We start from the raw sequence: 25,939 nt of genomic DNA, 5'->3' as shown, positions 1-25,939 counted from the left end.
GCCAAGCATCATTAGTCATAAATGAATCTTCGCAAGCTTGTTTACACCGCTGTAGGGAGGATATGACAAATAACTCCAGTTATTGCTAGTGACACCCAGCCAAGTAAATTTATATATTTATGTGCTGAGGTAAATTAAAACAAAACTATATTTCCTATATATACTTAGACTGATCCCGTAAAAAATAATTAATCAGATCTATATAGGTATTTTCTAATTGCGTTTCTTTCTCGAAATCTTGTTGCAATTGACTAAAATATTTATTAAACCCATTAAAGTTGAGATGGGTGAAACTTAATTCTGGTGTTTCGCATGTATTAAAGACACCTTTAAACTAGTTGGATCTCCTATACAAAGAGAATAAACAACCATATGGAGTGTATAAACCCTACTTTTAGGGGGATGAATCAATACTAATTATTAAATAAAATCGAAATAGAAAATCATTTTGAAATAAATAGCGAGATATTTATTTCAATTAGGATTTTATAGGGAGTAGGAGGGAGAATGTGTAATGAATAACATGGAATATCGAAACTGGGTTAATAGCAAAATGAACATTGGTCAGGAAATTTTATATCTTAGTATGCAAGATGTGATGGATACGGGTATTACTGTTGAAGAAATAATAGATTTAACTGAAAAAGCAATGGTTGAATATAGTAGCCGAAATGTAGAGATGCCAGCCAAAATAGGTCTGCACCCTCAACCCGATTCATTGATGCATGCGATGCCAGCGTATTTGCCAAGCGAATTTGCCTGTGGGATTAAATGGGGGAGTAACTTTCCAACAAATAGAGAACGCTTTCCAGATGTAACCCCCACTAATTGTCAAATTATCTATAATGATCATGAATCGGGTCTTCCGCTTGCTATTCTAGATGCTACATGGATTACCGAAGTTAGAACACCCGCAGTTTCCCTAGTGGCAGCAAAATATTTAGCGAACACGGATTCAACCACGTTTGGTATGATTGGCTGTGGTATTCAGGGAATGGCACATGTGAAAATGATTGAGCGCATTTTGCAGCCAGAGAAGATATATATCTATGATGTGTTTGAACCTGCTATGGATAAATTAATCGAGCTCTGTCAGCCCCAAGTGAAGGCAAAAATTTTGAAAGCATCTTCATACGAAGAGGTCGCAAAACAGAGCGAGGTGATTGTATCTGCTATTCCAATTCATCACCATCCAAAACCAGTTGTAAAAGATGATTGGATTTCACAAGGGCAAACTCTTATCACATGTGACTGCCATTCCGTATATGAAGACAACGTTTACAAGCGAGCAGATATTTATACCGTTGATAGCATTGAACAACACAAACTCTTAGAAACCTACGGATACTATCCATGGGGATTGCCGAAAATATATAGTGAAACAGGTGCGGTTGCCGGCGGTTTAAAGAATGGGAGAACAAGCAAGAACCAATTAATTGTATCGAACAATGTAGGAATGGCTGTTGAAGATATTATGGTGGCAAGGAGAGTATTCGATATCGCTTTGGGAAAGGATCTTGGAATCAGACTTCCTATATGGAAAAGTACAAAAGAACCATTGAATATTTCTAATAGGTAGTATTAAAAAGGTGCTTGCCTGTCCGTTTTTTTTAATAAAACCGGCAGGCAATTTGACTTTAACCACTGTTATTTATCATCAGAAAATTAGTAGAGATTATGGGAGAAGCGGCTTTTGGCTGCTGATCGAAATTGCTATAAAAATTAAGTCGGGTATGCGGGTCGACAGGTATTACGTATTCAGCGAATATTTCCTTACGGGAGCGCCCATTCATATATTTGGAACTCATGAAAAAAAGCAAAATACTTGACTTCCATTTGCAAAGGCGAATATTTAGGTGTTTTTGACTACTGAACCAAATGCGGGTTCAGATGCAGGAGGGACCCAGACCACAGCCTTTCTTGATGGGGATAAATGGGTGATTAACGGCTCCAAATGTTTTATTACAAATGCAAAATTATACAAAAAACCTTGCGACTACTGCCGAAACCGATTGATCTAAAGAGACTAATGGTATTAGTGTATTTATGGTCCCAACAGATGCCCCAGATAATTGTAGCAGGGACTTCTGAAGTTCAACAATTGGTCATCGCCCGGCAAATTGGCTGTTAATACTGAAACGAACGTGGAGGAACGATTATGTTTAAAAAGATTCTTATTGCTAACCGTGGAGAGATTGCTTGTCGCGTCATCCGGACTTGTAAGGCATTAGGAATTGCTACTGTTGGTATATACTCCGAAGCGGATGCCTATGCTCCCCATGTTAAAATGGCTGATGAGGTTTATCTTGTAGGGGGCTCGAGAGTAGTAGAAAGCTATTTAAATGCAGAAAAAATTATTGAGATTGCAAAGCATTCGAATGCTGAAGCGATTCACCCTGGCCATGGGTTATTATCAGAAAATGCTACCTTTGCAAGAAACTGTGAACAAGCAGGTATTATCTTTATAGGACCGTCCCCGGAAGTGATTGCTCGCATGGGCAGTAAGATTGAGTCCCGTAAGTCAATGGAATCAGCAGGGGTTCCTATCGTTCCTGGGATTTCATATCCACTGCGAGATGTGGAAGAGGCAGTAAAGGTTTCCAACGAGATAGGTTATCCGGTTATGTTGAAGGCTTCTGCGGGTGGGGGTGGCATTGGAATGCAGATTGCCCGAAACGAAGGAGACATACGTAAAGTGTTTGAAGGGAATCAAAAACGTGTCATTAATTACTTTGGAGATGGTGCAATGTATGTGGAGAAATTTATAGAGAACACACGTCATATAGATATCCAAATCTTAGCGGATCAGTATGGGAATACGGTATATTTATGGGAACGGGACTGTTCCATCCAAAGACGTCATCAAAAAGTAGTAGAAGAAGCGCCGTCTCCATTTATCGATAAAATTACGCGGAGTAAAATGGGCGCAGCTGCAGTTCAAGCTGCTAAATCTATCGGCTATAAGAACGCAGGAACGATTGAGTTCTTAGTTGATTCAGAAAAGAGCTTCTATTTTTTAGAAATGAATACTGGTCTTCAAGTAGAGCATCCCATTACAGAGGAGATTATTGGTTTGGATATGGTTGCGGAACAATTACGGATAGCCTGGGGAGAAGTATTGAATTATACGCAATCGGATATTAAGTGTAAAGGTCATGCGATAGAGGTTCGGATTTATGCGGAAGATCCTAAAACATTCGTCCCCTCACTGGGGGCGATCACGAAACTGGTTTTACCGGAAGGGGAAGGTATTCGTCATGAATTGGCGGTGAACAAGTACTCAGTTGTTACACCTTTTTATGATTCGATGATTGCAAAATTGGTGGTAAAGGGTAAAGAACGTAATGAGGCCATTGATCGTTTACAAGCTACACTAGCTGATTATCAAGTGCAGGGAATCAAGACGAATATCCCAATGTTGCATGAAGTGGTGGCACATCCAGTATTTCGTTCAGGAGATACAACAACAAGCTTTGTATCCAAGTATCTACAGGAAAATAATGGAGCAGTCCTAAAATAAGAGGGGTTCTTAAAGAAACTCGAAAGGGAATAACGATATAAGTAGTGTTAGAAAAGACTGACGAATCATTTACTGTGGCTCCGGAATTAATAATGAGGTACAAAGTAAGTATCAAATAGCCCCCATCTGTCAGGTGGGGGCTATTTGATACTTATATTAAAATTGAATGACTAATCCGAATAATTTGAATATATGTATCGAATTATATAGAATTTAGTTTAATATAAGGTTATAGAAAATCTTTTACATAAAGTAACAGCAACGTTTTAAATGTTTAATATGTTATAAAATTTTGCCAATTGTAAGTGCTTCGATTGTTCCACCTCTGAGATATACTCGGATTGTGGAATATTCCCTCTATTAAACATACCTATGAATTAATATTTTTTTCATTTCCTTTATTTAAGAACAAAAATCTAAAAGTAGTGACAATCAGATATGGATTGCACTGCTCTTAAAAAATCAAGGGGGTCATATATTTATGGGAAATTCAACTGTCATGGAACTAACCCGATTAGAAGCATTAAGTAAGGTATCAATAGCATTAAGTGAGACTTTGAGCTTGGATAGTCTGCTATATAAAGCAGTAACACAATGTATCGAGATTCTAAAATTTGATGCAGCTATTGTTTATTTATTAGATGAGGAAAGAAAATTTTTCGTAGCAACTCACCATTTTGGAATTCCCTATGACTCAATCAGGCAACTCAAGAAGTTACCAACCGATTCTATCGGGGGTATTGTGGTCAAAGGCGGCCAAACCATAGTGACTGAGGATCTGGTTAAATACTACGAGCAACGGCCTCAGGTTGAAGAATACAAATCTTTGATTTCAGTCCCCATTAAAGTAAGAAGGGAAACGATCGGGGTTCTTGATGTATTCTCAAAGGAGCAAAGATGGTTTACCAAGGAAGATATTTCGTTACTTGAATCCATAGGATTACAAATTGGAGTTGCCAGTGAAAATGCCAAAATTTTTAAATCAGTTGAATGTGTTACCGAGAAATTAAGAGAATTGGTTGAACTGAGCCATAAGCTTTCCTCCTGTTTGAATTTGGATAAACTGATTGATCTGATAATAGGGGAATTAAAGAAAATGTTTAGGGCAAATGTATTGTTTTTATCTCTTACAGAAGAAAAGAATGTTCAGATTCAGGCACATAAAAGATGTAATGGGCTAACTTTAACTTACGATTCGACCATAGATCAATTACTTCATATTTCTCCTAATCAGGGATTTACCTACAGTTCAAATGAACCAAACCAATTTGGTTACCTATTCGAAAAATTGGGTATACATTCTGCTTTATGTGTCAATTTTCAATATAAAGATAAAGTCCATTGTTTGATAGTTGGTAAGGAGACTGATTATTGTTGGGAAGATTATGAATTGGAAGCAATGGAGGGAATAAGTAAGACCATTTCCTTGGCGTTATTCAATAGTTATCTCATTATCGAATTAGAAGATAGCCGAAAGGAAAATTCTAATCTGTTAGCTTTACAATTAACTACCCAAGAAAGGGAACGTCAACGGATTGCTCAGGAGATTCATGATTCAATTAACCAATCAATGGTAGGGGTATATTTTCATCTTCAATATTGCAGGGATGAAATTCAATCTTCTCCCGAAAACGTGAAAAAAATCCTGGATAAATTGTTGGGGACGACAACGGACAATATTCAGGAGCTTCGCCGAATTATATATGATTTACATCCGGTTGCAATTGAAAAGTATGGTTTTATAGGTGCAGTTGAGCAATTGGTGTTGAACTACTCCGAACAAGGAATTCTTAATATCAATGTTGCCATTTCCGGGGACCCGTTTCGTTGGCAATCTCAGGTTGAAATTCATCTTTATCGTGTGATTCAAGAGTGTTTGAATAATATATTGAAACATTCCCAAACCGATAGGGCCTCAATCTTTATATTTTATGAGCCATATTCCTTGAAAGTAACCATTCAGGATAATGGAATTGGATTTGATGTTTATCAGAAATTCAAAGAAGGTCGGGCATACGGATTAATTGGGATGAAAAAGAGAGTTCAGGATTTGGGAGGTAATTTGGTGATATTGAGTGAGCGCGGGAAAGGAACAACGATTGAGATTACCGTAACAAATAATGGGGGAATGACAAATTGAAAAAAATATTTATTGCCGATGACCATAACATTGTTAGAGAAGGGCTAAAGTTAATGTTTCATACCTCAAGGTATGAGGTTATTGGGGAAGAAGAAAATGGAGAACTCGCTTTCCAAAAAATAATGAAAAACAAACCTGATGTTGCCATCTTGGATTTGAATATGCCAGGATTGGATGGAATTGAATTGACCAAAAGAATCAAAGAGTATATGCAAGAAATAAAAGTAATTATCTTAACCATTCACACGGAAGAAAAGTTTTTGATAGACGCCATGATGTCCGGGGCCGATGGCTTCGTTTTGAAAACTATTAGCCGCACAGAGTTATTTGAAGGCATAGAGAGTGTATTAAATGGGCAAAAATTTATTGATCCTCAACTCATGCAGCGGGCATTTTTCAATGTTATAAGTGGAGAATGGACAAAAGACTCATTGTTAACCGTGCGTGAATTGGAAATATTAAAACTTATGGCAATGGGTAAGACCAATAAAGAAATATCAAGTGAACTCTATTTAGGTTCCGACACGGTTAAAGAGTATGTGACTAATATAATGAAGAAATTAGATTGCAAAAATAGAACGGAGGCCGTAGCAACCGCTATCCGAAAAAAGATTATTTTTTAAATGTTACCCCAATTGTGGGTTGCAAATCCACTATATTGGGGGGTATTCCAAACCTCTATCTTATCTTATATTTAATTAAAGACTAACTATTCGGAATTATCGGTCTCGATACTTGAGGTATGCAAAAGAGGGAGGGATGTAATATATGTTAGTGTTGAAAGGAAGAGTAATTGACGGAACCGGAAGAGACCCGGTAGAAAAAGGTATTGTTGTAATAAAGGATAATAAAATAAACCTAGTATGTAAGGAAGATGAATTCAACGTTCCAGAGGGAGTTCAGGTAATTGAAGTAGAAGAGGGCACAATTATGCCTGGATTTATTGACCAACATGTACATCTTGGCGTAGGTACTATGAATAGTATGCATATGTATACGCCATCAGCATATGAAAAAACATGCCAGGCTATTTGGGATATGGATAAGCTTATCGATGCTGGGTTTACAACCGTGAGGGAAGTTGGTGGATTTGCCAATCATTTAAAGGAACCAATACAAAAAGGATTAGTTAAAGGAACCAGAATCTGTGCAAGCGGTCGAATAATAACTCAAACAGGCGGTCATGCGGATTTCTATCAGAAATTTCCAATTAGTTTTGTCAAAAATAGAGCTAATGTCGGTAATCTAGCAGAAATTGCCGATGGCATACCTGAAGTAAGAAAAGCTGTAAGATTACAATTTAGAGAAGGAGCAGAGTTTATAAAAACATGTACAACAGGTGGAATAACCTCCCAGGGAGATGGAAACAAAGACAGTCAATACAGTGTAAGTGAATTAAAAGTGATGGTAGAAGAAGCAGAAATGCATGGTAGTTACGTTGCAGCTCATGCGCAGGGGACAGCAGGCATAAAAAATGCTCTAGAAGCAGGGATTAAGTCCATCGAACATGGTATGTTTATGGATGAAGAATGTATCGAACTCATGGTGAAAAAAGGTGCTTGGTTAGTACCAACATTTTCGATAGCGCATTTATATATGCAAAATATAGATACATTACCCGAATGGGTAAAACCTAAAATACTATCATCCTATGAAGCTCACTATAAATCTTTTGAAATGTGCCGCAAAGCTGGCATCAAAATTGGTTTGGGTGCTGATTTACTTGGCGATCCTAATATATGCCCCTACGGACTGAATGGTATGGAATTTGAAAGATTAGTATATGCTGGAATGAGTCCAATGGAGGCAATTGTAGCAGCTACAAAAACAGGATCTGAATTAATAATGAGAGAAGACGAATTAGGAACATTGGAAGAAGGCAAATTAGCTGACGTTACAATTGTTAAAGGAAACCCATTAGAAGATATAGGTATACTAACAAATCCTGAAAATATAAAAATGGTAATAATTGATGGTGAAATAGTAAAAGAAAATAAATAGAGTCTCTATTTGAGGCATTTTGTAACAGGGGAAACCGTACTTGAAATTTGTTGTAAGCGTTCACAATTCTCATTAAACAAAGAATATTTTCATGGTTCGAAAAAGAATAACTAATAATTTTCTTTGAATGAAGATCCATCACAGTAGTTAAATAGCACTAGCCGTCTTTTACAGTTTGAATATAACAGAAGGGGGGATTTTGCAATGACTTTTAAAAGGGGTTATTTAAGAATTATATTTTATGCGTTATTAATTATGCTTATGTCGTTAGTTGTAGGTTGTACATCAGAACAGACCTCTAAACAAAATTTGGATGAAGACCAAACTTCAGACGTAATTAATGATGATGGGTCACCGAAAGAAGGGGGGGCAATTACAGTCGCTCTCGTAAGCGAACCGGATACTTTAGATGCACATAAGTTTTCAAATGGTAGAGCATGTCAAGTTCTAGAACTTTTAGGTGGAGGGTTATTTACTTTTGATCCTGAAACTGAAGAGTATTTACCTTATTTGGCAGAGGATTATACAATATCTGATGATGGGAAAACATGGACATTTAAACTTCGCACAGGGATTAACTTTCATGATGGTACGCCTTTAACTGCGGATGTATATAAGCAAACTTTTGAAAGAATCTTAAATCCGGAAACACAATCAACGCTCGCGCTAGTAGGACTACCTCCATTGGAAAGCGTTTCAGCTCCAGATGATGAAACGCTCGTTTTAGAGACAACAGAGCCTACGGCTTCATTAATTACAGCATTAACAGGTTGTTTTTATCAACCTTTATCAATGGAGGCAGTTAATAAATATGGGAATGATTATGGAAGAAATCCAGTAGGAATCGGACCATGGGTATTTCAGGATTGGGAAACAGGTCAATCTATTACATTAGTTCGAAATGAAGAGTTTCAATGGCCAGCACCTTGGTCAGAAAATGACGGACCATCCTATCCGGAAAAACTAACGTTTCGATTTATCGAAAATAGTCAAACAATGTTAGCAGCTTTAGACAGTGGTTCAATTGATATTGCACATGATGTCCCTGCTTTGGATGTAGAACAAAAATACAGAAACAATCCTGATTTTGAAGTGCTTGAACAACCGATTGCTGGTTTGGGGCTAGCGATTTGGATGAATATGAAAAATGAAGTGTTTCAAGACATAGAAGTACGGCAAGCTTTAAATATGGCAATTCATAAGGAGGCTATGATTCAAGCTGTCTTTCAGGGTGCAGCGGAAATTGCCTATGGGCCTATGTCACAATCAGTACTTGGATATGATAAGGCAGTTGAGGAATATGGGTATAAATATAGCGTGGAAGAGGCTAAGCAATTATTGGATAGTGCAGGCTGGAAAGAAAACCAGAATGGAATCCGCGAAAGAAATGGAGAAAAGTTAAGCCTGAATTTAGTAACAAGACAAAGCTACGATCGACAGTCCCAATTAATACAAGAGATGTTAAGTGAGATTGGTATTGAGGTAACGATACAAAATTTAGAACCAACTGCACATATTACTGCAGCCGTGGCTGGTGAATATGATATTACCCTTCTTGGCTATAGAGGCGCTGATCCAAATTCTTTATATGGATTTTTCCATACGGGAGAGGCTTTTAACCTTCCAAAATTAAGTGATGAATCCTTAGACTCCTTATTAGAAAAAGGTGCTGAAACGATTGATTTAGAACAAAGAAATCAAATATATGCAGAAATCCAAAAACATATTGTTGAAAATGCTTATATGGTACCTCTGTATACTGAGAGTAACTTCACAGTTATAAATAATCGGGTACATGGTGTAATAAAATACCAAGGTGAATGGCTTAGATTTTATGATGCTTGGATAGAATGATATGGTTTCCTGTAAGGCGTATTTAAACTAATACGATGGGAGAGAGAGGTAAGGTTTGATTAATAGTCAACTAACCTTTTCTTCCCCTTATAGGTTTAGTTACTCATAATGAGTACTCAGACGATTTCTAGGGGGTGAGAAACAATTATGAAACAGTATATATTAAATAGATTAGTTTCGGGAATAATTGTTCTTATTGGCATCACTATTTTTGCTTTTTTGCTCATTCACTTAATTCCTGGAGATCCAGCTCGAATTATGATGGGAGATCAGGCTACAACTGAACAGTTAGAGACAATGAGAGAACAATTAGGTTTAAACAAGCCACTTACAGTACAGTATATTGATTATATTCGAGGAGTAGTTAAAGGAGATCTCGGAACATCGTTCAGGACGGGACGACCGGTCGCAGTTGAAATTAGTGAAAGATTTATATCAACTATGAAACTAGCAGTTAGTGCGTTAATCATAGCTGTTGTAGCGGGTGTCATCATGGGAGTATTGGCAGCTAAATATAAAAATACTTTTGTCGATGTAGCTGTAACATCTATTGCAACATTAGGAATTTCTTTACCCGGTTTCTGGGTGGGATTGATGTTTATTCAAATATTTGTTGTGAAATTCGGCATTTTTAAATTATCTGGAGAGACTGGCTTAACAGACCTCATGCTACCTGCACTAACATTAAGTATCGTTGCCATTGCGTCTAAAAGTAGACTCACCCGTACAGGGATGGTAGAAGTTCTTTCCGCTGACTATATTAGAACCGCTCGAGCTAAGGGTCTAAAAGAGAGGGTCATTCTATTTAGACATGCATTAAGAAATGTGTTGATTCCCATTGTAACGAGTATTGGACTTACAATGGCAGGACTTTTAGGTGGCACAGTGATCATTGAACAAGTATTTAACTGGCCGGGATTAGGTACACTTGCGATAGGAGCAATCTATTCAAGGGATTTTCCAATTATTCAAGGATTTATTTTATTTATGGGTGTATCATTTGTTGTTATAAATATTATTATAGATATTCTCTATAGAATAATTGATCCCCGAGTCGAATACTAGCAAACATGAGAGGGGGAGTAAATTGAGTAACACTATTAAAACAATTCAGACTGACCCGGAGCATAGTCTAGCTACAACGATTCCTAGATTCGAACTTCTTAACAAAGTAATGATGAGACCAAAAGCTAAATATAGTTTTTTAATTTTATTGATTATCATTTTGCTAGGTATTATCGGGCCGTGGATTTCTCCTCATGACCCGACGGAAGCGAATTATGATGCGTTTTTACAGGCTCCTTCAACCGAATATTGGCTAGGGACAGATTCTATTGGTCGTGATCAATTATCCCGCTTATTATACGGAACAAGAGTATCACTGACAGGTGCTTTGATTGCAGTTAGTATAACAGTCGTTGTTGGTACAGTTATCGGTGTCTCAAGTGCATTTATAGGTGGGGTGTTTGATAATATTTTAATGAGGATTATGGATGTTCTTTTGGCGCTACCAGAAATTGTTCTAGCGTTAGCCATCGTTGCTATTTTAGGACCAAGTCAGGTAAATGCAATGATTGCTATTGGGATAGCATTTATTCCATACTTCTCCAGATTAACAAGGGGGGCAACATTAGCAATAAAATCCTCAGGTTATATAGAAGTGAGTAGATCAATAGGTAGTTCTAATTGGTGGATCACCATATATCAGCTTATACCGAATATTATAAACATCCTAATAGTGTATACGACACTACTTCTCGGGATGGCGATATTAGCAGCTTCTGCACTCGGCTTTATTGGACTTGGTGCACAGCCACCAACTCCAGAGTGGGGAACGATGTTAGGTGAGGGAAAGGATTATATAATCAGCGCATGGTGGCTTACAACATTCCCAGGCTTAGCCATTACGATTGTCGTTTTTACAATTAATATGTTAGGTGATGCTCTCCAGGATATTTTCGACCCTAGAAGTTTGAACAAGTAGGACACCAAAGTGCGTATTCTAGTAGAAAGGAGATACCAATGTCGAATGTGTTAGAGGTAACTGGTTTGACCACTCAAGTTAATTCAAAGGGAAAGCACATGAATGTAATTGACAATCTTTCATTCACTATAAAAAAAGGGGAATCTTTAGGGATAGTCGGCGAATCTGGTTGTGGAAAGAGCATGGTTGTTCTTTCACTTATGCAGTTATTAGATGAAAATGTCAAGGTAATTGAAGGGAATATTTCTTTAGACGGGAAGGATTTACTACAGCTAAGTGACCAAGAACTTAGAAATGTTAGAGGAAAAGAAATGGCGATGATCTTTCAAGATCCCATGACATCAATAAACCCTGTTTTAAAGATTGGAAAACAAATTCGTGAAGCTGTGGAAAAGGATGAGAGCGTAAGTCGTTCTGAACGTGATGATAGAGTCATTGACTTATTAAAACAGGTTGGGATACCAAGACCAAATGAGATTGTACGTGAATATCCACATCGCCTTTCGGGTGGGATGAGGCAGCGTGTCATGATAGCGATGGCTATTGCATGTCATCCAACACTACTGATTGCAGATGAACCTACAACGGCCTTAGACGTAACCATTCAAGCTCAAATTCTCGACCTATTAAAGAAGATTAGAAGCGACACAGGGATGTCCCTTATTATGATTACACATGATCTTGGTATTGTATCGGAAGTGTGTGATCGAGTCATGGTCATGTATGCTGGCCAAGTTGTAGAAACCACCGACGTTCGAACATTATTACTTGATCCTAAACATCCTTATACGATAGGTTTAATAAACTCCATGCCACAAAAGGCAAGAGGATTGAAAAGACTTAACAGTATACCAGGAAATGTACCAACACCGGGTGATTACCCGTCTGGCTGTCGTTTTGCAGCTCGTTGCGATAATGTTATGCCAATTTGTTTGGAAAAAAGTCCAGAACTTATAAATATTGACGAGCAAACGTCTTGCCGTTGTTGGTTGTACTCAGATAATAAGGAGGTACAGGGGGAATATGGTATCACCGATATTAGAAATCAAAGAGTTGAATAAACATTTCTCCATCAGTAAAAATTGGTTTAAAAAAAAAGGTTATGTGTACGCATTAAATGGGATTAATTTATCTGTGTATGAAGGAGAAACACTAGGTGTTGTTGGGGAATCTGGTTGCGGTAAGTCAACATTAGGGAGATGTATTATACGACTTCTTAAACCATCTAATGGTGAAATTTATTTTCAAGGAAAAGACATAAATAAGTATAATAAACAAGAAATGAAAAAAGTAAGAAAAGAAATGCAAATGGTATTTCAAAATCCATATGATACATTAAATCCTAAATTAACGATAAGAATGATCTTATCAGAGCCACTTATTGCACACAGTATCTCTAAAGAGAAAAGAACTAAATTAATCGAGGATACAATTGAAATTGTCGGATTAAAAAAAGAGCATCTTGATCGACATCCTCACGAATTTTCAGGCGGTCAACGACAAAGGATTGGTATAGCAAGGGCGTTGATGTTAAGACCGAAACTGATTGTAGCGGATGAGGCAGTATCTGCATTAGATGTCTCAATTCAAGCGCAAATTCTGAATTTATTTAAGGATTTACAAGAACAATTCGAGTTAACGTATATTTTTATCTCTCATGATTTAAGTGTTGTTGAGCATATTTCAGATCGTGTTGTAGTCATGTATCTAGGCGAAATTGTCGAATTAGCAAAAAAAGAACTACTTTATGAAAGGCCACTCCATCCGTACAGTCAATCCTTATTATCAGCTATTCCGAATCCAGATCCTACTGAAAATAGAGAAAGGATTAAATTAACTGGGGATCTACCATCACCCTCAAATCCCCCTAAAGGATGTAAATTTCACCCACGTTGTCACGCTCGGATGGAAATTTGTGAAAAAGTTCAACCAGAACTAAAAGAATTAGATGGGCGTTTAGTAGCCTGCCATTTATATCAGTAAATAGGTTAACGAACGTCATTTTTAATACTGCTACATGTCAATAAGCGTCAGAGTTTTGCAGGTTTAAATCACTATCAATCAATAATTATAAAAGGAGATGAAAATCATGTTTAATCCAAAAGAAATCAATTTGTCAGATCCTAAATGGGCTTCGGGGGAAAAACCAATCGTTGAGGGAGTAAAGGCTGCAGCAAGTTCAGATAATGCTGTCGTTACACATACAATGCTAAAAGTAATGTCAGAAGGAGGCAATGCAGTAGATGCAGGGATAGCTGGATGCATGGTTCAAGCAGCCGTTGAGCCCTTTATGACCAATCACACAGGCACAGTAACATTTTTATTTTATCACGCCAAAGAAGATAAATATTACCAACTTGATTCAACTGGGACATTTCCGTCAGATTTACCTGCACATAAGCCGGTACCGCAAGGCATGGGTAAATACGCAGTCATGCCGCCAAGTTCGGTCATTCCTGGATTTATGCCAGGGCTGAAGGAATTATACAATAAGTTTGCCACAAAACCATGGGCTGAATTGTGTGAGGACGCTATATGGTGGGCAGAAAATGGTCATCATGTATCCTGTTTTGAATTTGATGTAAATGCCTTTGGTGAAGATTTTATCACCTTCTTCCCAGAAGGAAGGGAATTTTATATGCCTAATGGTAGATTTCCACAAGTAGGTGAAAAATTCGGCTCAAAGGAAATGGCTGAAACGCTTAGAAATGTTGCTAATGAAGGACCTGATTATATGATAACAGGTTCATGGGCAGATAAGTTTATAAAGAAAGCTAATGAAATGGGATGGCAAATCACTAAAGAACATATGACAGAAACACCTCCAAGATGGATTGAACCTTTAAGATACAAAATCCGAGATTATGAGATCGTATCATTGGCTCCACCACAGCAACAGGGTGTATTTGTAGCATTAGTACTTGGAATCCTTGATAAACTCGGTATAGAAGATGTTAAGCCATATTCAGCGGATCATATTTTCTATATGGGACATGCATTAAAACTAGCTCAGCAAGTATGTGGATATTTTAATGATCCTGAAGTATTAACCTTTGATGTTAACACATTTCTAGAGCCTGAATTACATGAGTATCTCGCCAAGTTAATTAAAGGTATGAAACCAAAAGTAGATTTAACAGGTCATACAAATTTTACTACAGGATTTTTTGGTGGAGCTGGCTTCTTAGATGGGCTCATTGGAGGTAAAAAACCAACACCTAGACAAAACAGTCATCAAGATCAACCATCAGGTAGTTGTGAATTAAGTATTGTCGATTCAGAAGGTAACTGGGTACAAATGATGAATACATTACAAAGTGGAGGTATACCTGGACAAGTAGTAGGTGGGATACCGATGGTTGGAAGTCATGCAGTACCGAATATGCAAGCATCTCCAATGACTTATTATCAAGTAAAAGGTGCGAGACAAAGGACTGTTATGGGGAACACTATGGTGCTAAAAGATGGCAAACCAATCCTCCAACTTGGTTCACCAGGTAATGTACATGCAACAGTACCACAAGTATTATGCAATTATCTATTCTTTGGGATGGATCCATATAATGCAGTTAGGGAACCTAGGATGTTAGCTCTTCAAGAAGGAGGAACTTTGATTATAGAAGATAGAATATCAGAGGAAGTACAAAATAAACTAATGTCACTAGGATTAAGAATGAAGGTTTCAAACGTATGGGATTATCATATGGGTTCATTCCAAGTATGCTATATAGACCAAAAAACTGGACAACTTTGTACTATAGCAGACCCAAGAAGAAACGGTGTAGCAGATGGCATAAAATTATAATAGGGATCGAGAGAGGTAGGAATTTGTTCAACCAATTCCTACCTCATAATTTGTTATTGTGTATATTTTCGCAACATCGTGAATCCGAATAGTGATAAGAGTGATTTGCATATAAATCAGTAAAGGGAGCGTTATTTTGTGATAAAAGACACACGCGTTAAGGCATTAGCGGATGATATATTCGCCTATATCAATAAAGATTGCTCATTTTTAGACATTATGAATGGCAATTTTAGTCAAGGAACACTGCCGGATTTATCGTTGGAAAAGCTATTGAAAAATGAGGCTTTTGCAAAAAAAATAAGGGACATAATTGATAAGTTGCGTAACGCTAAATTGGATCACTATGATGAAATGATGATGGAGATCATGGATTATTTTGCTTCTTCAAATTTTAGTATGGGCCTCATGCCTCCCCTTTCAAAATACTACTATCTCGATTTTGCCGTTACTCCTTATAGTTGTATATTGCCGTATCTCGATAACTTGAGGTTGATAAAGCTAAAAGATAAAAATGATATAAAAACCTATACAAATACCATTATGCAATATCCTAGACTGGTACGACAGATTAAAGACAAGACAGTAGAGCAGGCTAAACAGGGTATCTTTCTACCGATTGAAGAAGGACAACTTGTGTTAAATATGCTCAAAACAGCAGCCCAACCCTTGGAAAAACATCCACTTCACCTTTCCGATTCCAGAGTATCTCATATCCCTGGAGATCATACGGTTTTCATGGAGAATGTTGCACAGTCAATTACGACTGGGGTTCAAATTCTTAATGAATTGATATCCTTCCTTAACTCAGAAGACTACAAACAAAATCAAAAAATGACCGTTGGGTTGTCTCAATATCCGGAGGGGGTGGATTACTATAATTTTTTAGTCAAATACCATTTGCACTATGACATTGAACCTGAAGAAATTAATAAGTTAGGCTGGGAGCAAATCAACATCATTGAATCTAGAATGGAAGAAATCCGAAAATCATTAGGTTACGATTGTACTCGGGCAGAATTCAAGGAAATTATCAAAAAGATGCCGGACCTTTACGAAAAAACACGCGAGGGCATTGGACAGCGAATGACCGACTACTTAGAGCGCATCAAGCCTGTAATGAATAACTATTTCGACAAGATGTGCAAGACAGACTGTGAAGTGGTACAATTGCCGATTGAGAAAGAACAGGCTATGACTTTTGGATATTATTCCATACCTTCAGCGGCTCAACCTAAGGGACAATATCTTTACAACAGTTCCAATCATGAGGAAAAGAATCAGATTAGTTGCGGTGCTCTTGTTTATCATGAGCTAATACCTGGACATCATTACCAAATCAATTTGTCTTTAGAGAATGAAACACTTCATCCCTTATTTCGAACGATGATATTAACAGCCTATACAGAGGGCTGGGCTGAGTACTCAGCCGCTTTGGCGGGTGAAATGGGGATGTATAAATCCCCATTGGATGAATACGGGCGCTTGGCTATGGATTTGTTCTTGACGACGCGACTGGTCATTGATACCGGAATGAACGCCTTCGGTATGACCCGAGAGGAAGCCGCCAAGCTATTAAAGGAAAACTCAGACTGGCACGACGACATGATATTCTCAGAAACGAACCGTTATGCTAATGATATTCCAGCACAAGCTTTAGGCTACAAATTCGGTAGCGTGATGATGTCCAAAATCAGAGAGAAGGCGAAAAATGCCCTTGGTGATAAATTCGATTTCCGGGAATATCATACCCACGTTTTAGAACTAGGCGCAGTTCCATTGAACATATTGGAAAAACATATTGATTGGTATATAGAACAAAAATTAAATTAGGAATCGGAGGTAGAAAAATGGGTTTTCAAGAAAAACTACAGTCTATCAAGAATCTAATGAGAGATTATAAATACTATGAGGCTTTGTCATCCCTTTTTACGTGGGAACAATGGCAACAGTTACCTACAGAGGGGAATGATTATCGACAAAAAATGCAAGGCTTTTTCACTGGAAAAATGGGGGAAATTTTCCTAAGTGACACTGCGAAACAAGGAGCTATTTACTTTTCGGACTTTGATCCAAGTTTACTAGGGGATGATATGGAAAGGGGACTTGTGAGAAGCTTTCTCTATCTTTATAATAACACCACAAAAGTGCCATTGGAAAAGCAGGTGGAATTAGCATCATTAACAGCCAAAGCCCAGAAAATGTGGCAAGAAGCCTATCAAGCATCTGACTATAGTATTTTTAAACCTGCTTTAGAGGAAATTTTTCGACTTAAGATGGGTATAGCGAAATATATTGACCCGAACAAACATCCATTCTACGTATTAGCTGGGAGTGCTGATGAAGGCATCGAGATAGAAAAGGTTAATCTCCTGTTTAAAGAGCTGAGAAATGGGATTATCAAGATTCTGGAAAAAATAAATAAGAGCTCTGTTAATATAGATGATTCATGCATCTTGCAACAATTTGACAAAGAGGAATTAAAGACCTTTATAAAATACTTAGTGGAAGCCACTGGTTATGATTCTTCAAGGGGTGGATTCGGTGAAGTCCTACATCCGTTTGCAGTTTTAATCGGTCCTCGAGATGTTAGAATCACAACCAATTATGATACTTTCAAATTCGGCGTCTTTGCGGCAATTCATGAAGCCGGCCATGCAATGTACGCTCAGCGTTCCAATGATGCTGTCGTAGATATGCACCTTTGGGGGGGCAATATGGGTGCTTTCCATGAATCTCAATCCCGTTTTTATGAGAATATTATCGGAAAATCCAAAGAGTATTGGTTACACTTCTATCCGGAACTGCAAAAAAGGTTTGCACAATTTGAAAACGTGGACCTAGATACCTTCTATAAAGCTATTAATAAAGTAGAACCATCTTTTAAAAGGGTTGTGGCTGATGAATTAACGTACAGCTTGCATCCAATTTTACGTTTTGAAATTGAAAAAGACTTAGTTGAAGGAAACGCTAATTTTAATATGTTACCTGAACTCTGGAACGATAAATATGAGACCTATTTAGGTATTCGTCCTACCAATGACAGGGAGGGGGTTTTGCAGGATGTCCATTGGTCTATGGGTCTTGTGGGTTATTTCCAAAGCTATGCTCTAGGCAATCTATATGGTGGACAATTCAGACGTGCAATGTTAAAAGCGGTTCCTAATGTCTACAGTGAAATTGCTAAAGGAAATTTTGCACCTCTAAATCAATGGATGACGGAGAATATTCATCAACATGGGAGAGTATATTCTCCAGATGAAATGTTAAGAAGGGTTACAGGCGAAGAATTACAAAGCAAATACTTCTTGGACTATCTTAAAGAAAAGTATTCACAAATCTATCAATTTGACTTGGAATAGAATACATCGTTTAATCCAGTAGGGTTGCGATAGATTCATCTTAATCTTAACCTGAACCTGTAAACAAAGTTCACTGAAAGGTAGATTCAATGAGTAGCATATTTTCGACACTAAAAAAAGAAGGACTTACAACATTGAAGATTAGATATGATTGGAGAACAGATAAAGCAACGCTATACGCAGCGAAAGATTGGGAGGGGAATTTCAACTTTTTAGATTAAAATAAAAAGTTCTATTGGGAAAGGATTCTTGCTAACAATGCAGTATATTTAAATGATTTTGGTCTTCATTTGGTAGATGAAAGTGAAAGGTTGCCTTGGTTAAGGAAATCGGTTGGCGAGGAAATAGCACCGACAACTTTATTAAAAAGCCATGTCTTAATACCTACTGGTTTTCTTACAATAAAAAAGTAGCAGATAAAATCTTCATACCATGATAATCTCAGATCTTATAATAGGAAAGGTTCGAAAGTTGTAGTTGTACAAAATAGTTCCAAGGTTTATTATGACTCCATAATTAATGCTATTATTCGGTTCCTTTACCTTGCTGATGTTATGGAGAAATCCACTTTGGATATACACGCTTAGGCTATTTTATTGGTTATTGTGTTCTTGAACGCTTAGTAGAAACGTATCAAGAGCGGAAGGCTGTAATACTTTGGAAAGAATCGAACTTCTTAGATCAAATGGATAAGGTTCTTTTTGAACTTATTACATAAGAAGAGGCGTAAGCCCCCATTCAAACAACGCATACAAACGTGCAGCATCTCCTGGTACGATCAAGGTATCAATTTAAGGAGATGCTTTTCTTATGCCACGACAAAATTAACAATCGTCCCCGTCAAACTACATTCCGAAAATAAACAAGTATTTCCACCCACTTCTCCAACAACTTCTACCACCAGCATTTGCACAATCAAAACGGCAAATACTGAAATATCCTTCTATAGCGGCGTAGATGAGCATGTGATCCAAACGGTCATGAGGGAGTTGAAACATCTATGAAACACGATTATACCAGTGTGAAAAATATCTACATCATTTGTGGGAAGACAGATATGCGGAAAGGCATTGATGGATTAGCCACTTTGATTCAGGATTCTTTTGAACTCGATCCCTATAGCGATTCAATTTTCTTATTTGCTGGATGGAGTAAGGATCGTTATAAATGTTTGTACTTCGACGGTGATGGTTTCGCCATGCTTTATAAGCGTTTGGATAACGGCAAATTGCAATGGCCAAAAGATGAACAAGCAGTACGGAATCTGTCCCAGAAGGAACTTCGATGGTTACTAGAAGGGTTATCCATTCAGCAGCCAAAGGCGATTCAACCATCGGCAAAAGGAACTTTTTAAATTCGCCATTTTTTCTTTATCTCACTGATCGAACTCGTTATAATAGGAAGAGCGAAATCGAACGGAAAGTGGTGAATGTTGTGGGAAAAGATTCATCTTCAAATGAAAAATTAATTCGACTACTCGAAGAACAACTGGCTCATTCAAATCAACAAAATCAAGAATTGATGAAACAGATTGATTCTTTATCACAACAAGTTCGCCAATTAACAAAGCTTTTATATGGGTCTAAAACAGAGAAATCTAGATACAATGCGCCCGATGGGCAAGGTTCATTATTTGAAGATGACCCGTCTTTTAACGATTCTGAGCATACAGAAGAACAAAGCCAACAGACTATTTCTTATACTGTTGTTCGTAAAATACACAAGAAAAAGAGAAACGATTCATTGCGTGATGATATAGAAGTAGAAGCAGTCCATCATCATCTGGCAAATATAATTTGCGAATGTTGCCAACATCAAATGGTGGAGATCGGTGGTACTGTTGTCCGCGAAGAGGCTAAATTCATTCCTGCAAAAATGATGAAAGTGCAGCATATCGAATATGCCTATGAATGTAAAAATTGTAAAAGTGATACCTCACAACCAGCAAAAATTAAACGTGGAAAAGTTCCGCAACCAGCCATTCAGCGTAGCATCGCAAGTCCTAGCGTACTTGCCAAAGTCATCTATGACAAATTTGCACAATACCTGCCACTTTACCGCCAGATAAATGAATGGAAACGGTAGGGATTGGAGACCAATGATAAGAATCTTTCCAATTGGGTTATTCGCTCATCTCACGATTGGCTATTGCCGATCTACGAACGAATGAAAACGTTGATGATGGCTAAATCTATATTGCATGTCGATGAAACTCATGCACAAATTATCAACCGTTCCGATGGTAAGTCAGGTCAATCTAATGCCTACAACTGGGTATATAGAAGCGTGCCATCTCAAGGGCCGACGATTATTCTATTTGACAGTGCTTTACCACGAGCTCGCTCTATCCTTGAACGTTTCACAGAAGGGTATAAGGGAACCATTATTTGTGATGGCTATTCTGTCTACGGGAAATTAGAAGGCGTAACGTTCGCCCATTGTTGGGCGCATGTTCGACGTTATTGGCTGAAAGCGGATAGTAAAAATGGGCAACTCGGTGTGAGCTATTGTGATAAGTTATACCGACTGGAAAAGAAATTTAAGGATCTGTCTCCAAGTCAGCACAGAAAGAAACGTCAAAAATACTCGAGACCAATTGTAGATCAATTCCTTAATTGGGTTGAAACATCACCTTTCTTCGGAAAAAATGCCCTTGCGAAAGCAGCGGAATATACGTTGAACAGAGCCGTTGGATTAAAGGCATTCTTGTATGATGGTCGCATTGAAATAGATAATAATCTGGCAGAGAACGCTATCCGCCCCAACGTCATTGGAAGGAAAAATTGGCTATTTTCCGTTAGCGAAGCCGGTGCAAAGGCAAACGCCATTTGTTTGAGCATCGCAGAAACTGCCAAAAGCAATGGCATCGATTTCTATGAATACATGAAGAAACTTTTGACGGACTTACCAAATCTCCATATCTATCAAAACTCTGCCATTCTAGATCAATACATGCCCTGGTCCAAAAACATCCAAACAGAATGTTGCAGAAAGTAAATTAGCCGTATTTTCGACGAAAAAAACGCGATATACGGCTATTTGCCATGCGTACCGGAAAGGTACGCTTGTTTTATTAATTCGGGCTTACGAAGAGGCTATAAATATTAGAAAAAATTGATAGGGAAACCACTGTGATAAATCGTTGCCCTATCAACTATTTAGATTAAATTAAAGCAACAAACAATTGAATCATTGTCTTCAAATCAGCCCACAATTTCGTATCTCCTCAAATCCATAATAAGTAATCATTATTTTAGATTTAATATTGTAGGCTCTACAATATCCTTTCTTCGATGGACGTTCAGAATAAGGCCCAAAATGGCCAAGTAAAATAGCAGCATGTTTTCTCCATAACTAATAAACGGTAGGGAGACTTCTATGATTGGAACAATTCCTAAGCCCATCAGGATATTCCAGCAAGCATGAACGGTAAATAATGCAGCACCGTCGATTACTAATAATCTTCCAAATCGATCCTTTATTTTAAACGCATTTATTGAGATTCGTGAAATAAATAGTAACAGAATTAAACAAAGCAGTATTCCGAATATCCAGCCAAGTGAATAGACGAGATAGGGGAAAACAAAATCCGTATGTGCTGCCGGGAGAAATTGTTGGATATTTATATTTTGTAAAGTCTATTGCCAAACCAAACTGCATGTGAAAGGATATCCATAACCAAGGTATACATATAGCCTGCTCCATTCGGATCAGCATCTGGATTTACAAAAGCGAATAGTCTAGTAAAGAAATAGTCACCGCGACGGGAAAGGATTAGTGTAATAATGAAAATTACACTCGCCACCACATTGACTACGACTAACTTAAGGGCAAGTTTTTTATTGACATGGGAAACAGCAAACATTGCTAATGTACAGATAAAGTAAATGATACTATACATAAATTGTGGAAGCATTATGTAGAGTGGGATTGGAGTCCACAATAAGAAAAACAGTAATACTTGTTTTTTCCAATTGTTACACTCATTCATCTTTGTAAAGATACCAACACCATGCAAGAAAAAAATAAAAATAAGCTTAAGGTTGTTACATCTAATCTAACCCCGAAAAATATAATCCCTTTTTTTACTCCATTGATTATATAAAATCCAAATAAATTAGTATATAAAAGCAGAATCAAGCTGATCCGTAAAAAAGCATCCACCAACTCTTTAATTTTCTATAATCAAAGAAGAGAAAACTAATGATTACAAGAACAGCAAGGGTGAACCAGATTACCTGTCTTGTCATAAAAAAGGAACTATACACTGACAAATCTGGAACTCCACCTTAACGGAAGAAAGCTGATAATTGCAAAAATAACAAACAGAACAATTAGAACCCAATCCATTTTCGGTTTATGAAGACGATTTAAATTGTCTCCAAGGATAAAGGGGTTTCCCATTTCTAGTATCGCCTATGCATCTGCCTCTTCTTTAGAAGCTTTCCCTTTTTGGAAGGATTAGCTCAATTCTTCCAGATGATTGGTAAGCTCTTTTTTGATCATGTCATGCGCTTCTTTAGATTTCACTTTAGAGGTTACTTTATTTAAAAATTCCTCGAATTTTAAAGAGCTCAAAAAGACGCCTCCTCAATTATATGTTTAAGTGATATATGGGGCTGAGAGCACCTAGGCTTGTATGCGGCTAAGTATTTTTCTCCTTTTGTTGTTAGGGAGTAATGTTTTTTTCTTTAATCCACTTTGAAGAAAGAACTTTCCAAGATTGAAGCTCTTCCCAATCTTCAATAGCCATCATATCTAACACATAATCATAAACTTCAGTATAAATGTATGGTGTTAAATTACGAACAGCTTGTAAATGTAAGGACGCTACTGCAAATGAAAATTCAAAAGACACATATGCTAAATCTTCTTCAGCTAAATCATCCTAAAGGAATGGTTGAAGTAACCTATAATCTTCATCCCATTCTGTTTTACATGCTTCAATAATCGTACTTACAAGTGTACCACTGGCTTCTTTACAAATTAAAGGGAAGGGAATCAATCGTGAAAAAAATAACGGTGGAACTGGATGTTAAAGAATTTCAAATGCTTCAGGAAATTACAAACCTTTTCATTAAAGTAAAAAATGTAAATGCAATTACTGACAGTGAAATGAATGAAGCAATCAGGGCATTAATTTTAAAAAGCTATATTAGTGAAAGAGTGCCTATCAAATATGGTAAAGATTCTGTAGTTACAGTAGAAAGAAATAAAAAATAATTTACTAAAAACATAATCGCTAGATGTTTTCTTCCTGATAGCGATTTTTTGTGACACAAATTTTTCACTTGAAAATGGTGAATACTTCCTACATAATAGAGTCCGTGGTAGTTAAGAGTGAGACTGGCGAGAACTTCGCAAAAAGACTGGCGAGGAACACGCTAGAAACATTGATATAACACTATTTCACGGGGCTGATTGGGGTGCTGGTGCCCTCCACGGTCTTCAAAACCGCTTGTGACCTGCGTGCCAGGTCAGCTGGGTTCGATTCCCAGGCGGTCCCGCCAAAAACCGCGAAGTGATGGCATTCTTCCGATGATTGAATCGGAGATTGACACGTTGATTGATATGTTCAACCTACACGGTTTTCGTCCGGTTTAAGGAAAGACTGTTGTAGACCGATGAGAAAGACCGTTTTAATAGTCGGCTTAAACCGTTTGAACCGTTCGCCTCTTACGCAAATATATAATTGCGGAAGGGGCTTTTTTATTATGCGAAAAGGTTTAACTAGGAAATACCAGCGCGAGGTACTAGTTATCGTATACGACCTGTACGTCCTCGACGGCATGGATGCGCACGAGGTTCGCGAGCTACGATATGAAACCGTCAAGCAGAGCGCATTTATTCCCAACCTTGGCGTATTCGCGTATCAATTCGAAGGTGGCGTCGAGTGGTATAACGAAGCATGGCTGTTTCCTGCGGTGTATGGAACGGAGACAATCGCCGTTAGACTTCCGTATGTGCCGACGCGAGCGGAGCAGATTGACGCGTTGCTCGATGAATATCGCGATTACAAAGTGTTGGTTGATACGTTTGGCGATGCGGAGTACAGCGAGAGGCTGGCTGAGATTGCTGCAGAATTGCGGAGAATTAGTGAAACAGAATTTGTATTAAGTTTACTAGATTGCAGGGCTGAAATTGAAATATCTAATTCTGATTAGAAAAGAAAACAATCTTAGGGATGTCATTTTTAACAGCATTGGTGAAGCGAAAGATTGGCTTAAGGAAAAAAATGCTGCATTTTTCCTTAAGTTAGGATTAGCAACATTTTTTAAAAGGGAATATCAAATTATTAATCTTATGGTGAGTAGGCATTCCTTAAGGAATGCCTACTCCACCACATCATCATCTTAGTTTAAAGGGTCTTTACTTTCTAGTCAGAAGTATAGAATGTACCTTTTAGGTAACGGGTAAATTAGCTTTTGGGATTTTTAACTCCCCACACATCTTTACCCCATTTAATCGAAATATTTAGGTTACCTTGTTTAATATTGATTTGGATTTTCATATTTATCATCTCCTTGTTTTTATGACACGAGAGATGAAGGGAGAATGTAGGCTCGACCCTTTATATAAATCTATAACATAAATAATTATTAGTAAATAGGATAATCGTAATTAAGCTAATTGATAGGAAACTTATTCGTCTCCCTATCATTAAACTAATTCTTTTGATTTTCTATCTTGTTGTAAAATCGAAACTAATCTTTTTAGGAGAATTTTCTTTCTTTTGTTCTTTTCGAATTTTTTCTTTGATGTAAATAGCATAATTTCACCTCATGAAATAATAAAAAAATTCTATGAATTATGGAACCACATTTAAAATGGGTCTAGTTTAAAGCACTAGAAATTAGTCTATCATAATAAATGATACGAAAGAACTATGATTTGAAAAATTTTTAGTTATTATTACCTATTGGTTACAGAATGAAGTTTTTAGTTGTTAAGAATATGATAATTGGAAACAAAAGGTAGGAGGGGTTAATTTGGAACTTGTAGATCAGGTAGTGACGTTGAGGAAAGAACTTGAATAACAAAATGCAGGTATAGGAACATTAGCCGTGTTTAATTAGTCCTTGTCGCTTTCGGAAAACAGAAACAGAAAATTGAAATGTTGCAATCACTCCTGAGCGATGTTAATAATGACCCTTTTCATGAAGGGTTGGAAAACAATAAATTATTACATCAAGTTGAACTGTATAAAAAGGTTCTTCAAGAAGTACACAGAACCATTTAAGATGAGACATTAAATGAATCTTCGAACGTAAGC

General features: G+C 37.4%; 19 protein-coding genes, 1 tRNA gene and 3 pseudogenes. 20 read left to right on the top strand and 3 right to left on the bottom strand.

Translation table 11 applies throughout. The annotated features are described in order from the left end of the window. Positions 1 to 514 precede the first annotated feature (514 nt). The 6 genes and pseudogenes from ACFYKT_RS01710 to ACFYKT_RS01685 all read left to right on the top strand — a co-directional run bounded on the left by ACFYKT_RS01710 (position 515) and on the right by ACFYKT_RS01685 (position 7,661). Positions 515 to 1,579, top strand: a complete 1,065-nt coding sequence (locus tag ACFYKT_RS01710) for an ornithine cyclodeaminase family protein (RefSeq protein WP_389214515.1) — start codon at positions 515 to 517, stop codon at positions 1,577 to 1,579. 140 nt (positions 1,580 to 1,719) lie between these two features. Then, positions 1,720 to 2,013 (top strand): annotated as a pseudogene (locus tag ACFYKT_RS01705) (acyl-CoA dehydrogenase family protein); the annotation flags it as partial. Positions 2,014 to 2,158: 145 nt separating this feature from the next. Beyond that, positions 2,159 to 3,520 carry an acetyl-CoA carboxylase biotin carboxylase subunit gene (locus ACFYKT_RS01700; RefSeq protein WP_389214512.1) on the top strand — a complete coding sequence of 454 codons (1,362 nt, stop codon included), beginning with the start codon at positions 2,159 to 2,161 and terminating at the stop codon, positions 3,518 to 3,520. A 481-nt stretch (positions 3,521 to 4,001) separates the two neighbouring features. Further along, positions 4,002 to 5,660 (top strand): histidine kinase, encoded by a 1,659-nt coding sequence (locus tag ACFYKT_RS01695; RefSeq protein ID WP_389214509.1) that lies wholly within the window; start codon positions 4,002 to 4,004, stop codon positions 5,658 to 5,660. After that, positions 5,657 to 6,283 (top strand): response regulator, encoded by a 627-nt coding sequence (locus ACFYKT_RS01690; RefSeq protein ID WP_389214506.1) that lies wholly within the window; start codon positions 5,657 to 5,659, stop codon positions 6,281 to 6,283. Before ACFYKT_RS01695 ends, ACFYKT_RS01690 begins: the two co-directional genes overlap by 4 nt. A 145-nt stretch (positions 6,284 to 6,428) precedes the next feature. Further along, positions 6,429 to 7,661 carry a metal-dependent hydrolase family protein gene (locus tag ACFYKT_RS01685; protein ID WP_389214503.1) on the top strand — a complete coding sequence of 411 codons (1,233 nt, stop codon included), beginning with the start codon at positions 6,429 to 6,431 and terminating at the stop codon, positions 7,659 to 7,661. A 49-nt stretch (positions 7,662 to 7,710) separates the two neighbouring features. Here the strand turns inward: ACFYKT_RS01685 and ACFYKT_RS01680 are convergent. Then, positions 7,711 to 7,845 (bottom strand): annotated as a pseudogene (locus ACFYKT_RS01680) (IS3-like element ISBce13 family transposase); the annotation flags it as partial. Positions 7,846 to 7,865: 20 nt separating this feature from the next. On the opposite strand from ACFYKT_RS01680, the gene ACFYKT_RS01675 reads away from it, so the two are divergent. The 11 genes and pseudogenes from ACFYKT_RS01675 to tnpC all read left to right on the top strand — a co-directional run bounded on the left by ACFYKT_RS01675 (position 7,866) and on the right by tnpC (position 21,663). Continuing rightward, positions 7,866 to 9,515, top strand: coding sequence for an ABC transporter substrate-binding protein (locus tag ACFYKT_RS01675; protein ID WP_389214501.1), 1,650 nt, complete (start codon positions 7,866 to 7,868; stop codon positions 9,513 to 9,515). A 147-nt stretch (positions 9,516 to 9,662) separates the two neighbouring features. Then, on the top strand, positions 9,663 to 10,580 hold the full coding sequence (locus ACFYKT_RS01670; RefSeq protein ID WP_389214499.1) for an ABC transporter permease: 918 nt from the start codon (positions 9,663 to 9,665) through the stop codon (positions 10,578 to 10,580). 109 nt (positions 10,581 to 10,689) lie between these two features. Then, a complete protein-coding gene (locus ACFYKT_RS01665; RefSeq protein ID WP_389215387.1) occupies positions 10,690 to 11,499 on the top strand; it encodes an ABC transporter permease in 810 nt (269 codons plus the stop codon). 38 nt (positions 11,500 to 11,537) lie between these two features. After that, on the top strand, positions 11,538 to 12,560 hold the full coding sequence (locus ACFYKT_RS01660; protein WP_389214497.1) for an ABC transporter ATP-binding protein: 1,023 nt from the start codon (positions 11,538 to 11,540) through the stop codon (positions 12,558 to 12,560). After that, a complete protein-coding gene (locus ACFYKT_RS01655) occupies positions 12,523 to 13,482 on the top strand; it encodes an ABC transporter ATP-binding protein (protein WP_389214495.1) in 960 nt (319 codons plus the stop codon). Before ACFYKT_RS01660 ends, ACFYKT_RS01655 begins: the two co-directional genes overlap by 38 nt. 106 nt (positions 13,483 to 13,588) lie before the next feature. Next, the gene (locus ACFYKT_RS01650; RefSeq protein WP_389214493.1) at positions 13,589 to 15,304 is read left to right on the top strand and encodes a gamma-glutamyltransferase; all 1,716 of its coding nucleotides are present in this window, start codon (positions 13,589 to 13,591) and stop codon (positions 15,302 to 15,304) included. 138 nt (positions 15,305 to 15,442) lie between these two features. Next, positions 15,443 to 17,137 (top strand): DUF885 domain-containing protein, encoded by a 1,695-nt coding sequence (locus ACFYKT_RS01645; RefSeq protein WP_389214490.1) that lies wholly within the window; start codon positions 15,443 to 15,445, stop codon positions 17,135 to 17,137. A 17-nt stretch (positions 17,138 to 17,154) separates the two neighbouring features. After that, positions 17,155 to 18,666 (top strand): carboxypeptidase M32, encoded by a 1,512-nt coding sequence (locus ACFYKT_RS01640; RefSeq protein WP_389214488.1) that lies wholly within the window; start codon positions 17,155 to 17,157, stop codon positions 18,664 to 18,666. Positions 18,667 to 18,755: 89 nt separating this feature from the next. Beyond that, complete coding sequence (locus tag ACFYKT_RS01635) at positions 18,756 to 18,887, top strand: hypothetical protein (protein WP_389214485.1); 132 nt, start codon at positions 18,756 to 18,758, stop codon at positions 18,885 to 18,887. A gap of 779 nt (positions 18,888 to 19,666) precedes the next feature. Beyond that, positions 19,667 to 20,020, top strand: a complete 354-nt coding sequence (gene tnpB, locus ACFYKT_RS01630; protein ID WP_389214482.1) for an IS66 family insertion sequence element accessory protein TnpB — start codon at positions 19,667 to 19,669, stop codon at positions 20,018 to 20,020. Positions 20,021 to 20,088: 68 nt separating this feature from the next. Beyond that, positions 20,089 to 21,663 (top strand): annotated as a pseudogene (gene tnpC, locus ACFYKT_RS01625) (IS66 family transposase). A 251-nt stretch (positions 21,664 to 21,914) separates the two neighbouring features. On the opposite strand, the gene ACFYKT_RS01620 reads toward tnpC, so the two are convergent. Further along, on the bottom strand, positions 21,915 to 22,286 hold the full coding sequence (locus ACFYKT_RS01620; protein ID WP_389215384.1) for an FtsW/RodA/SpoVE family cell cycle protein: 372 nt from the start codon (positions 22,284 to 22,286) through the stop codon (positions 21,915 to 21,917). A gap of 2 nt (positions 22,287 to 22,288) precedes the next feature. Next, positions 22,289 to 22,657 carry an FtsW/RodA/SpoVE family cell cycle protein gene (locus ACFYKT_RS01615; protein ID WP_389214479.1) on the bottom strand — a complete coding sequence of 123 codons (369 nt, stop codon included), beginning with the start codon at positions 22,655 to 22,657 and terminating at the stop codon, positions 22,289 to 22,291. 1,016 nt (positions 22,658 to 23,673) lie between these two features. On the opposite strand from ACFYKT_RS01615, the gene ACFYKT_RS01610 reads away from it, so the two are divergent. From ACFYKT_RS01610 to ACFYKT_RS01600, 3 genes are all read left to right on the top strand, one after another. Further along, positions 23,674 to 23,889: a hypothetical protein gene (locus tag ACFYKT_RS01610; RefSeq protein WP_389214477.1), complete on the top strand. Its 216-nt coding sequence runs from the start codon at positions 23,674 to 23,676 to the stop codon at positions 23,887 to 23,889. Positions 23,890 to 24,079: 190 nt separating this feature from the next. Further along, positions 24,080 to 24,176 (top strand) — tRNA-Sec (locus ACFYKT_RS01605). A 204-nt stretch (positions 24,177 to 24,380) separates the two neighbouring features. Continuing rightward, the gene (locus ACFYKT_RS01600; protein ID WP_389214474.1) at positions 24,381 to 24,830 is read left to right on the top strand and encodes a hypothetical protein; all 450 of its coding nucleotides are present in this window, start codon (positions 24,381 to 24,383) and stop codon (positions 24,828 to 24,830) included. Positions 24,831 to 25,939: the final 1,109 nt, after the last annotated feature.

Source organism: Cytobacillus mangrovibacter (genome assembly GCF_042865275.1).
GTDB lineage: Bacteria > Bacillota > Bacilli > Bacillales > Cytobacillaceae > Cytobacillus > Cytobacillus mangrovibacter.
Note: the sequence above shows the minus strand (reverse complement) of the source record. Positions and strands in the feature narration are given on the sequence as shown.

Excerpts from the sequence above, each read along its gene's own strand:
- ACFYKT_RS01710 (WP_389214515.1), top strand. The coding sequence starts at position 515 with ATGAATAACATGGAATATCGAAACTGGGTTAATAGCAAAATGAACATT.
- ACFYKT_RS01700 (WP_389214512.1), top strand. The coding sequence starts at position 2,159 with ATGTTTAAAAAGATTCTTATTGCTAACCGTGGAGAGATTGCTTGTCGC.
- ACFYKT_RS01695 (WP_389214509.1), top strand. The coding sequence starts at position 4,002 with ATGGGAAATTCAACTGTCATGGAACTAACCCGATTAGAAGCATTAAGT.
- ACFYKT_RS01685 (WP_389214503.1), top strand. The coding sequence starts at position 6,429 with ATGTTAGTGTTGAAAGGAAGAGTAATTGACGGAACCGGAAGAGACCCG.
- ACFYKT_RS01675 (WP_389214501.1), top strand. The coding sequence starts at position 7,866 with ATGACTTTTAAAAGGGGTTATTTAAGAATTATATTTTATGCGTTATTA.
- ACFYKT_RS01670 (WP_389214499.1), top strand. The coding sequence starts at position 9,663 with ATGAAACAGTATATATTAAATAGATTAGTTTCGGGAATAATTGTTCTT.
- ACFYKT_RS01665 (WP_389215387.1), top strand. The coding sequence starts at position 10,690 with ATGATGAGACCAAAAGCTAAATATAGTTTTTTAATTTTATTGATTATC.
- ACFYKT_RS01660 (WP_389214497.1), top strand. The coding sequence starts at position 11,538 with ATGTCGAATGTGTTAGAGGTAACTGGTTTGACCACTCAAGTTAATTCA.
- ACFYKT_RS01655 (WP_389214495.1), top strand. The coding sequence starts at position 12,523 with ATGGTATCACCGATATTAGAAATCAAAGAGTTGAATAAACATTTCTCC.
- ACFYKT_RS01650 (WP_389214493.1), top strand. The coding sequence starts at position 13,589 with ATGTTTAATCCAAAAGAAATCAATTTGTCAGATCCTAAATGGGCTTCG.
- ACFYKT_RS01640 (WP_389214488.1), top strand. The coding sequence starts at position 17,155 with ATGGGTTTTCAAGAAAAACTACAGTCTATCAAGAATCTAATGAGAGAT.
- ACFYKT_RS01635 (WP_389214485.1), top strand. The coding sequence starts at position 18,756 with ATGAGTAGCATATTTTCGACACTAAAAAAAGAAGGACTTACAACATTG.
- tnpB (WP_389214482.1), top strand. The coding sequence starts at position 19,667 with ATGAAACACGATTATACCAGTGTGAAAAATATCTACATCATTTGTGGG.
- ACFYKT_RS01615 (WP_389214479.1), bottom strand. The coding sequence starts at position 22,657 with ATGAATGAGTGTAACAATTGGAAAAAACAAGTATTACTGTTTTTCTTA.
- ACFYKT_RS01600 (WP_389214474.1), top strand. The coding sequence starts at position 24,381 with ATGCGAAAAGGTTTAACTAGGAAATACCAGCGCGAGGTACTAGTTATC.